The sequence below is a fragment of the Enterobacter sp. C4G1 genome (assembly GCF_052886895.1).
In genome coordinates this window covers 2850670-2861280 of record NZ_JBQVVV010000001.1, presented here as the reverse complement: position 1 = coordinate 2861280, position 10611 = coordinate 2850670, and the positions used below count along the sequence as shown (strand labels likewise).

Sequence of the window (10611 nt, the reverse complement as noted above, 5' to 3'; positions counted from 1 at the left end):
TATCTCTATGGTAGGTAATATCATATAGATAGTAAGCACCAATGTAACTAGAATCAATTCTTCGACACTTAATTGAGGAAATCACCTTCGCTATATGCTCGTTAGCTTTTCTTCTAAGTACTGTGTTGTCCTGGTCTGTGAGCTTTTCTACATCATAGTTATAATCCAAACGAACAATTTCACTTTCGTTTTCAAGTGCACTTATCTTTTCAGTTAATTCATTTTTTTCTATAATGCGTTTTCTTTTGAATTCCATGATAGCAAAGAGTTCATCTTCATCGCTGGCACTCCTGACCTTATCATTCAGCAACACTATTTTTTCATTAATATCTGACAGTTTCCTTTTCAGTACTTCTAATGATTGACTCTGCTTTTGATCATTATAGATTTCATCAAGATTGAGATTTTTAATGTGCCCTAATAGCACCTTTTCACTTTCAAAGTACCGAAGCATTTTTGAATTACATTTCTCATCTTTTGTACGTTGTCTATAACACCTCAAGTACTGCCCTCCATTAGACATACTTTGAACGATCATTGGGCTACCGCACTCATGGCACTTAGTTAAACCGTTAAAGAGATTTCTTTGCTTCGTTGTAGTACTTCTTTGCTTTTTGGAGGATACGTTTCTATCCATCATAGATTGAATTTTTGAAAACAACTCATCATCAATGACTACTGGATAGATACGCATTGCATTATCATTTGCCTCTTTCTTAATCTTGATATTTCCCAAGATTCGCTTTTCAGCGTCACTAGTACTTTCATTTTCTTTCTTCGGGATGGTTGAGTACTTGCCGATTAGATACCCATTAAGGCGGCGATCCCTCAACTTGTTATAGACTGTTACCGTGTTCCACCCTCTGCCATTGTATCTATCACCTTCCCCGTTAAGCCGATTCACGATTTCTGTCACACCATAGCCATCACTATACCACTCAAAAATTTTGGTTATCGTTTGTAACTTCTGAGCGTCAACCTCATATGACTTTTTATCGTGGCTGAGAGAAAGCCAGTCAGGTGTATTGTTGTTAAGAGCAACCCCCGTAGACAATGATTCTTCTTTTCGTCTGTTCCATGATTTTTTACTGATACGGGCTTTTCTTTTCGATTCCTGGTGAGCACGCTCGATACTGGTGGATAATGCGGAAAGCTTATGATCGAGTTTATAGCTGTAAATTTGCCCCGTCTCAACTTCTACGATATCAATGTTACGCTTGATCAGAAAAGTAAACTCATCGATAGCATCATAACCCTGCTTACGTGAGAATCGGTCTACAGACTCGATTAGCAAGCAACCTTCAGTGATCTCCCCCGCTTCGACCCTACGCTTAAACTGTCCTAATGAGCCTTTGGTGAAGTTATGGCCTTTGTACCCAGATAAACCCTTGTCAGATTCGAGTACTTCATGATTGCTGGGATCGAGTCGATACCCTAATTCGATAGGTAGTTTAGCGTTTTCGAGGAAGTCTAATACTGTACTAATCTGTCGATCTAAGCCAAAAGCATCAACCTGTTGCATACTTGATACCCTACTATATACATACGCTTTGACAATCCTCATACACCAACCTATACATTTGTTAACTTCACCCAACGAGGCACTTATTATGGCCCCTAAAGAATATGTATTCTACAGCACGCTGGAAGAAGCTATTGATGCCGCTCGCGAAGAGTTCCTCGCCGATAATCCCGGTATTGAGGAAGAAGACGCTGACGTGCAACAACTCAATATTCAAAAATATGTCCTTCAGGACGGGGATATTATGTGGCAGGCCGAATTCTTCGTTGATGACGGTGATGAAGGGGAATGTTTGCCGATATTGAGTGGTGAAGCGGCGCAGGCCGTTTTCGACGGTGACTATGACGAAATAGAACTGCGTCAGGAATGGCTTGAAGAAAACACCCTGCACGAGTGGGATGAGGGCGAGTTTCAGCTCGAACCTCCGCTGGATACCGAAGAGGGGCAAACCGCAGCAGATGAGTGGGACGAGCGTTAAGCGTCGTTTTATTCGTAAGGGCCGTGGTGCGCGTCAATCGGTAACAGCAACGTATCAAACACCAGAGAGAACGGTAAATCGAGCACGGTCAGATAGCGCCAGGCTGAATCGCGAACATCCCATTTCACGCCCGGGTAATACTGATTCCCGTGGCCTTGCCCTGGAATGGTGCGGCTGATAATACTGCCGCAGCCGCTAAGCAGCATCGCCATCATGGCCACAATGACTATTTTCATTCATTACCTCATAAAAAAATACCGGCCTCTCAGCCGGTATTTTATTTGCCGGGTAGCGCACAGCGATCCCGGCCTGGTTTAAAACTTACTTCGCCTTCAGCGCCAGCGGATTAAGCTTCAGCGTGTTGTAGTAACTGACCCAGGAAGAATATTTCTCCGGAGCAGACCACACACGATAGTGAAGCCGGGACATGGTGACCGGATCGCTCAACAGGACCAGACGGCGGTCGCGGTTCAGTTTTTCCGGTGTCTCGTTCAGCGCCTGCTCAACGTGGCGATCGCGGGCAATTTCCAGCACCTGACTTGCACGGTGACGGGCAGTTGCCATTGCGGTTGCCAGGGCGTTGAATGACGGGTTAAACACCGCGTGCATAAAGCCATCATCCAGCGAGCGTTTACGGTTCATCTCCAGGAAACGGTCAGTGTCCACCAGCACCTGCGGCGGTGAATACTCTTCCGGGATCAGGAACAGTTTCCAGCGTTTGGTACGCAAACCCACCGTTGAACGGCTAGACACCACAGACACAAATGGTGACAGGATCAGCGAGAAGACAATCGGTGCCAGCCAGAACAGGAAACGCAGATCCAGCCATGCCATACCCACTGCCCACACCAACCCTAACAGCAGCTGTGAACCATGACGCATAAAGGCTTCACTCCACGGAGTCGAGTCATCGTCACGCTGCGGAGAGTTCCAGACCACTTCCCAGCCCAGGAACGCGCTGACCACAAACACGGTATGGAACAGCATACGAACCGGTGCCAGCAGCACAGAGAACAGCACTTCAAGCAGCAACGAAACCGTCACGCGGAAGAAGCCGCCATACTCTTTCGACCCTTTGCACCAGATCAGAATGATGCTGAGCAACTTCGGCAGGAACAGCAGAACCATGGTTGAGGCGAACAGCATAATCGCCAGCTCAGGACGCCACTGCGGCCACACCGGGAACAGCTGGCGCGGTTGCAGGAAGTATTGCGGTTCTGTCAGAGCGTGCACTACCTGCAAAGCAGTAGAAAGCGCCAGGAACATAAACCACAGCGGAGCTGACAGATAGGACATGACACCGGTCAGGAATACCGCACGGTGAACCGGGTGCATCCCTTTGACCAGGAACAGGCGGAAGTTCATCAGGTTACCGTGGCACCAGCGACGGTCACGCTTGAGTTCATCCAGCAGGTTCGGCGGCAGTTCTTCGTATGAGCCCGGCAGATCGTAGGCAATCCAGACGCCCCACCCTGCACGACGCATCAGCGCGGCTTCCACGAAGTCATGCGACAGGATAGATCCCGCGAACGACCCTTCACCCGGCAGCGGCGCAAGCGCACAGTGCTCAATGAACGGTTTCACGCGGATAATCGCGTTATGCCCCCAGTAGTGGGATTCACCCAACTGCCAGAAGTGCAGACCCGCCGTGAACAGCGGCCCGTAAACACGCGTCGCGAACTGCTGACAGCGCGCATAAAGCGTATCCATACCGGATGCTTTTGGCGAAGACTGAATAATACCGGCGTTCGGGTTGGCTTCCATCAGACGCACCAGGCCGGTCAGACACTCACCCGTCATCACGGAGTCAGCATCCAGTACCACCATGTAGCTGTACTGATTACCCCAGCGGCGGCAGAAGTCATCGATGTTACCGCTTTTACGCTTCACGCGACGGCGGCGGCGGCGATAGAAAATCTGACCTTCGCCCTGCACTTCTGCAATCAGCTCCATCCAGGCTTTTTGTTCTGCCACGCAGATATCCGGGTTGTAGCTGTCGCTCAGGATATACACGTCGAAATGCTCTGCGTTACCGGTCGCCTTTACGGACTCCCAGGTGGCGCGCAGACCCGCGAATACGCGATCAACGTCTTCGTTACAGATAGGCATAATAAGCGCTGTACGGTGCTCAGGATTTAGGGGTTCATCCCCGACCGTCGACGCAGAAATGCTGTATTTGTCCCGTCCCATCAGCAGTTGCAGGAAGCCCATCAGCGCCGTCCAGAAACCGGCGGACACCCAACAGAACAGCACGGCAAACAGAAGAAGGATGCCACTTTGCAGGATATACGGCAGCAGCTGCATAAAGGAAACCCACAGATCCTGCCCTGTCATATCCGCAGGGTTGATCAGCGCCCAGCCCTGATAAGGCAGGATGGTCTTCATGTACCAGGTGGCCACAACCGTCTGTGCCAGCGTCAGCACCAGCAGAATGTAACGACGAATTGTCCCGACAGTACGCCATTTTTGCTCGGCTGCTTGCTGCTCTTTCGTCAGACGAGAGAGATAACGTGGCGCAACTTCACGCCCACGCAGACGATCCCAGAAGCGGCCCACCGGGTTGGTGCGCCACGGGTCCGGGAACATTGAGGAACGCGTTGCTTTCGGCATTGCCTGAAGCTGCTCGCGGCCTTCATCGTCTTTAACCAGCTGCCCTTCTGCCAGCGAGTCTGGCCATGCTTGCTCCAGACGCGCCTTCACTGACCCCAGCGGCGTATCATCATCACGGGTAAACTGATGATGTTCACCATCCAGCGCGGTTTGAACCGCGCGGATGTCGCTCTTAGGCAGTGCCGCTTTTTCAATATCGCTCAGCGGCATGGCATCAATATATTCAGTTATATTATTCATTAGCAGGTAGCTGATAGCTCCAGGTTTCGCTCAGCGGCTGATCGTCACTGACCAGCGCAGCGCGCATTTCAGTCGTCTGTTTCGGATCTTTCACTTTCACGCGCAGGGTTAAACGCCACCCTTTCGTTACTGGGTTGTAACGTACGGTGTTTTCGACAATTTCACCGTTATCACCAATGCTTGCCTGTGCAGTCACTGCCGTATCAGGGGACAGTTTCTTCATATCCTGGCCGGCAAAGTCGACAACAAACGCGAGCGTGCCGTCAGGCTGACGGATAAGGTTAGACTGCTTCACATCACCAGTAGAGCGACGTGTCTGCATGACATAGGCGTTATCCGGTGCGTGCAGTTTGTCTTCATCACGGCTGAAGGTAATGGTGTACTTGAAGTTCATCTCTTTACCGGATTCCGGGAGTTGATCCGGCGTCCAGTAAGCGACGATGTTGTCGTTGGTTTCATCGTTGGTTGGAATTTCAACCAGCTCAACCTTCCCTTTACCCCAGTCACCTTTCGGCGTTACCCACGCACTAGGACGCTGATCGTAACGATCGTCCAGGTCTTCAAAGCGTGAGAACTGACGACCACGCTGCAACAGACCAAAGCCCTGCGGGTTTTCCATAGCGAAGCTACTGACCGCCAGATGTTTCGGGTTGTTCAGCGGACGCCAGATCCACTCACCGTTACCGGCATGAATAGAAAGACCGTTGGAGTCGTGCAGTTCCGGGCGGAAGTTGGTCGCAGGAGACGGCTGGTTCGGCCCAAACAGGAACATGCTGGTTAATGGTGCAACGCCCAGTTTGCCCACTTTATCGCGCAGATAGACCTTAGACTGCACGTCAACAACCGTGTCACGCCCTGGCATAATGACAAAGCGATATGCGCCTGTCGCACGCGGGGAATCCAGCAGTGCATAGATGGTCAGACGCTTATCCGCAGGTTTTGGACGTTCAATCCAGAATTCGCGGAAGCGTGGGAACTCTTCACCTGATGGCAGCGCGGTATCGATCGCCAGACCACGAGCAGATAGCCCGTACACCTGGCCCGCACCAATGACGCGGAAATAGCTGGCGCCAAGCATACTGACGATTTCGTCGTTTTTATCTTTGCTGTTGATTGGGTAAAGCACTTTGAAGCCGGCAAAGCCAAGGTCTTTAACCGTGTCTTTGTCGTGCTGCACATCACCAAAATTGAAGTAATCCGGGTTGTACTTGATTTTACGCACCGAGCTTGCCGTCACTTCGTTGATGGCAACAGGCGTATCGAAGTACATGCCCTGGTGGTAAAACTCAAGCTTGAACGGGGTCTTGATATTGCTCCAGTACGCTTTGTCGTGATTGAACTGGATCTGCTGATAGTCCGCATATTTCATATCGCGGAAAACGGAGGGCAGGTTACTTTTCGGCGCTTCGTAGCTCTTGCCAGCCATCGATTTTGCCTGTTTTGCGACATCATCGATGTTAAAGGACCAGGCCGATGAGGTATACAGGGACAACAATACTGCTGCACCTAACCAACGCATTTTCATCATTTGTGGTTTATGTTTCATAATAAGTAAGCACTTCCCCCTTTGTGTGCTTATATCGATCCGATCCATTTTAATGGAAACTTAGGCAATCCGACAACATAATCACCGCTTTGTTCAGCTCGCTGGCTCAGGGATTAAGCAAGTGGAAGAACCTACATTTCACTTTGCGTGCTTATCCTGGAGACAGGGTGTCGGTCTTGGTGTAGGGTTGGCCTCGAATGTTACCATTATGAGTCTTAGGGATAAGGCGAAAAGTCTGAGAATGCACAAAGTTATATGAGCACTACTATACCTGTACAACGTGAATATTTCCTCGACTCGATCCGGGCATGGCTGATGCTATTGGGGATCCCCTTTCACATTTCATTGATTTACTCAAGCCACACCTGGCACGTTAACAGTCTGGAGCCCTCCTGGTGGCTCACCCTGTTTAATGACTTTATCCACGCCTTTCGGATGCAGGTGTTTTTTGTCATTTCCGGTTATTTTTCCTACATGCTGTTTTTGCGTTATCCGATTAAACGCTGGTGGAAGGTGCGTGTCGAGCGCGTGGGTATTCCAATGCTCACGGCCATTCCGCTGCTGACGCTACCGCAGTTCATCATGTTGCAGTATGTCAAAGGTAAGGCAGATGGCTGGCAAAATCTGTCGCTGTATGAAAAGTACAACACTCTGGTGTGGGAACTGGTATCCCATCTCTGGTTCCTGCTGGTTCTGGTCGTGCTGACGACAATCAGCGTGCTGATTTTTAGCCGTTTGCGTCACCGCCTGAGCAATAAAGCCGGCACGTTCTTCGCCAGCATTACGCTCGGCAAACTGTCGCTGCTCTTTTTATTGCTGGGCATCGCGTATGCCGCGGTAAGGCGTACTCTCTTTATTGTCTATCCGCCTATCCTCAGCGACGGTCTGTTCAACTTTGTGGTCATGCAAAGCCTGTTCTATATTCCCTTCTTTATGATTGGGGCACTGGCGTTTGTTTACCCAAAGCTGAAAACCCTCTTTACCACCCCTTCCCCGTGGTGCGCTATTGGCGCGGCTGTGGCCTTTATCGCCTATCTGCTGAACCAGCGCTACGGCAGTGGTGATGCGTGGATGTATGAAACGGAAAGCGTGATCACTATGCTGCTGGGCCTGTGGATGGTCAATGTGGTGTTCGCCTTAGGCCACCGTCTGCTGAATTTCAAATCCACCCGGGTGACCTATTTCGTCAACGCCTCATTGTTCATTTACCTGGTGCATCATCCGTTGACACTGTTCTTCGGGGCATACATCACCCCGCACATCGCCTCAAATACCCTGGGTTTCTTCACCGGGTTGGTGTTTGTGATTGGGCTGGCACTGGTGATGTACGAAATTCATCTGCGGATCCCGCTGCTGCGCTTCCTGTTCTCGGGTAAACCGCAAACTAAAGCATAAATAATTAGCGGCGCCTTCTGGGCACCGCTGCTGTATTCAGACATCAAACTCCTGCCCGCGCTGGGTCAGAAGCCGCTGGTACAGGTGGGCCGTGTCTTCATCAAAACAGACAAAGAACACCTGTTCGGGCATCGGTTTCAGGGAAAGGTAGCGATAGACCGTATCCACCGCAATCGCCGCCGCCGCGGCTTTGGGATAGCCATACACCCCCGTACTGATTGCCGGGAAAGCGATGGTCTTATAGCCATTATCGGCCGCCAGGCGCAGGCAGTTGCGATACGCATCTTCCAGGATCCGCGCCTCATGATGTTCCCCCCCATGCCATACCGGCCCTACGGTATGAATCACCGCTTTGGCAGGCAGATTCCCCGCCAGCGTGATGACGGCGTGGCCAGGAGGGCACTCTCCTTGCTGCTGGCGCACCACTTTGCACGCCTCAAGTAATTGTGGGCCCGCAGCACGGTGGATAGCACCGTCCACACCGCCCCCGCCCATGAGTGATGGATTAGCAGCATTGACTATCACGTCAACATGCAATGTCGTGATATCACCGTGGATAACCTCTATTTGCGGTTTCATAAACACCCTCTGCGACCCGCCTTTTTATTAAGTGTACCGCACAGAGGTTGGGGAGAAAAAACTATTGCGGGAAAACCTCTCCCGCCAGACGGCAGGAGAGCGAGAAATCAGCGGTAATCAACCTGCACAATTGCCAGCGATTTTTCAGGATTAATGTACTTCATGCTGACAGAAGCCAGATCAGGGTAAGCACTCTGACCATTCAGGGCATCAGCATAGCTCAGCACACGCGTCTGCATCCGGTTATTCTCCGGGCATGACATGGAAAGTTGTTGAGGTCTGGCAGTGATTTCGCAGGGGTTGGAAACGATTGCGCCGTGAAAATGGATGACTCCACCGTTAACGAGGGTTTCTGAAAATGCAGGGTTCAGCGCGGCAGACATCACCAGGCCAAGCCCTGTGATGAATTGAAATGTAAATCTGGTCACGATAATACTCCTCAATGAAAGTCGTCCTTGAGGGGTAAAAGCACTCCATGATGGCTAACAATGCGAAATGAAACATACTTGCAACATTGACTCACATTTGATAACAGCATAGTGATAAGAATCCGTTGCCGCCAGCCATTTCAATTCATTGATTTATTGAATGATTAGAGCACACTGCCCGGCGGCGACCACTGCTGGGATAAATGGAGCGATTTCCCGTCAGAAACGGTCACAGTGATCTTCACTGTGTCCCCTGCATCGATATTTAAACTCAGGCGCGTTAAATCAATCGTCTGATTAGCGGGTATAGAGACGGTATTTTGTTGTTGTGAAGTACTTTGACCGCCCTGCCCTTGTCGCATAGAAAGCACCTGGACCTGGCATTCACAAGGCTCTGTCAGAATAACCTGCGGAACAATGGTCGTCATATTGCCTTGCTGGGAGGTTTTAAACGTAATTTGACTGGAGAGCGCCGCGAGGAGAATTAAGGTTTGCATGATGAACTCCCGAAAAAAAACAGGGCATATGCCCTGTTTTTTTGTAGCACAGATTTCAGTATTAGTACTGATGAGCTGACACGTGGTTACCAATACCAACCTGAGTAACACTTACAGAAGAGTTAGAGGCAGTCTGGTCAACCAGTGCACCGTTAAGACCACCGTACTGGCTAACAGTCATAGTGGAGTCTTTGCTGTTCCACTGATCAAGTGTTGCACTGTTGCCAAAACCATTCTGAGTCAGGGAAATAGTACTGTCGTCGGAGCCCTGTCCAACATCTGCGCCATTACCGCCGCCGGTCTGGCTAATAGACAGAGTTGAATTTCTTGCATCCGACTGCAAGGCAACAGCTGAGTTACCGCCACCGCTCTGGTAGATATTCATGGTTGAATTTGGACCACCATAACCACCATGACCACCATGACCCCAACCACCTTGATCAATAAGACCCGCCATAGCACTACCAGAAACTACGATTGCTGCAAGTGCTGCCACTTTGAAAAATTTCATGGTAAAACCCCCATCGGATTGATTAAAGTCGCCGCTAAATAACTAGCGTTGAATAACGCGAATGGCCATTTGCGACTGTTTCTGCACTACAACTGCGGTTTTCTGCGTACCGTACTGCGTAATACTCGCCCTGTTACCCGACCCTTGCTGGATAATCTTTGCCGTATTACCGTATCCACCCTGCGAAATATCAGCATCATTCGCGTAGCCGCTCTGAGCGATATATGCATAGTTATAAGTCCCTGATTGATCAACTCTCGCTCTGTTGCCGACTCCATCCTGAGAAACAACGGACAGTAATTTAGAACCGCCCTGGCGAACCTGTGCATCATTATATGCACCCTGCTGACCAATAATGGCTGCCTGATTTAATGAGGAACGACTTAATTCATTAACTGCGAAGTTATATTCAGTATTTGCTAAATCTGAACCTGCCGCAGCTACAAATCCAGGCACACCCAGAAATGTAAACATCACAAATAACGATATGTTTTTCATGTTGTCACCCTGGACCTGGCTATACACAAATCGTAATGTGACTTCGTGTTAACATGACTTGTATTTTGTTAACGCGTCGTTACGGTGAAGAGTATGTCTGCCGAAACATTTTAAATATCTCACCCGCGAGTCTTATTTTTATTCTTCGTTTCACCACAAAGTATTAATTAATGCCAAAAAACGCTGTAATCAGTGCAGCTTAGTTTTTGTAAAAATATTTCCAGGATAGAGGTTGTACAAAGCGGTAACGACCTGCCCACCCTTTCCAGCCCGCACGTCTCACCCGCTGGCAGGATCATAATTTACA

Annotated in this window: 11 protein-coding genes; 2 read left to right on the top strand and 9 right to left on the bottom strand. The window is 49.8% G+C overall.

The genetic code is table 11. From position 1 onward, the window contains the following. On the bottom strand, positions 1-1522 hold a 1522-nt coding region (locus ACT9TW_RS13750), incomplete at its 3' end, for a recombinase family protein (RefSeq protein ID WP_446492658.1). Between the two features lie 88 nt (positions 1523-1610). Between ACT9TW_RS13750 and ACT9TW_RS13745 the strand changes: the two genes are divergently transcribed. Then, complete coding sequence (locus tag ACT9TW_RS13745) at positions 1611-2000, top strand: MysB family protein (protein WP_446492657.1); 390 nt, start codon at positions 1611-1613, stop codon at positions 1998-2000. An 8-nt stretch (positions 2001-2008) separates the two neighbouring features. On the opposite strand, the gene ACT9TW_RS13740 is transcribed toward ACT9TW_RS13745, so the two are convergent. The 3 genes from ACT9TW_RS13740 to mdoG all read right to left on the bottom strand — a co-directional run bounded on the left by ACT9TW_RS13740 (position 2009) and on the right by mdoG (position 6396). After that, positions 2009-2236: a YceK/YidQ family lipoprotein gene (locus ACT9TW_RS13740; RefSeq protein ID WP_182060430.1), complete on the bottom strand. Its 228-nt coding sequence runs from the start codon at positions 2234-2236 to the stop codon at positions 2009-2011. 85 nt (positions 2237-2321) lie between these two features. Further along, complete coding sequence (gene mdoH / locus ACT9TW_RS13735; protein WP_446492656.1) at positions 2322-4850, bottom strand: glucans biosynthesis glucosyltransferase MdoH; 2529 nt, start codon at positions 4848-4850, stop codon at positions 2322-2324. Next, positions 4843-6396 (bottom strand): glucans biosynthesis protein MdoG, encoded by a 1554-nt coding sequence (mdoG, locus tag ACT9TW_RS13730; protein ID WP_182060428.1) that lies wholly within the window; start codon positions 6394-6396, stop codon positions 4843-4845. Before mdoG ends, mdoH begins: the two co-directional genes overlap by 8 nt. 255 nt (positions 6397-6651) lie before the next feature. Between mdoG and mdoC the strand changes: the two genes are divergently transcribed. Next, complete coding sequence (gene mdoC / locus ACT9TW_RS13725) at positions 6652-7791, top strand: glucans biosynthesis protein MdoC (RefSeq protein ID WP_446492655.1); 1140 nt, start codon at positions 6652-6654, stop codon at positions 7789-7791. A 36-nt stretch (positions 7792-7827) separates the two neighbouring features. On the opposite strand, the gene ymdB is transcribed toward mdoC, so the two are convergent. From ymdB to csgB, 5 genes are all read right to left on the bottom strand, one after another. Continuing rightward, a complete protein-coding gene (ymdB, locus tag ACT9TW_RS13720; protein ID WP_182060426.1) occupies positions 7828-8370 on the bottom strand; it encodes an O-acetyl-ADP-ribose deacetylase in 543 nt (180 codons plus the stop codon). A 107-nt stretch (positions 8371-8477) separates the two neighbouring features. Then, the gene (locus ACT9TW_RS13715; protein WP_446492654.1) at positions 8478-8798 is read right to left on the bottom strand and encodes a type 1 fimbrial protein; all 321 of its coding nucleotides are present in this window, start codon (positions 8796-8798) and stop codon (positions 8478-8480) included. Between the two features lie 164 nt (positions 8799-8962). After that, positions 8963-9295 carry a curli assembly chaperone CsgC gene (gene csgC, locus ACT9TW_RS13710; protein ID WP_446492653.1) on the bottom strand — a complete coding sequence of 111 codons (333 nt, stop codon included), beginning with the start codon at positions 9293-9295 and terminating at the stop codon, positions 8963-8965. A gap of 61 nt (positions 9296-9356) precedes the next feature. Further along, positions 9357-9806, bottom strand: a complete 450-nt coding sequence (gene csgA / locus ACT9TW_RS13705; RefSeq protein ID WP_182060424.1) for a curli major subunit CsgA — start codon at positions 9804-9806, stop codon at positions 9357-9359. A 42-nt stretch (positions 9807-9848) separates the two neighbouring features. Continuing rightward, positions 9849-10304 carry a curli minor subunit CsgB gene (gene csgB / locus ACT9TW_RS13700; RefSeq protein WP_182060423.1) on the bottom strand — a complete coding sequence of 152 codons (456 nt, stop codon included), beginning with the start codon at positions 10302-10304 and terminating at the stop codon, positions 9849-9851. Positions 10305-10611: the final 307 nt, after the last annotated feature.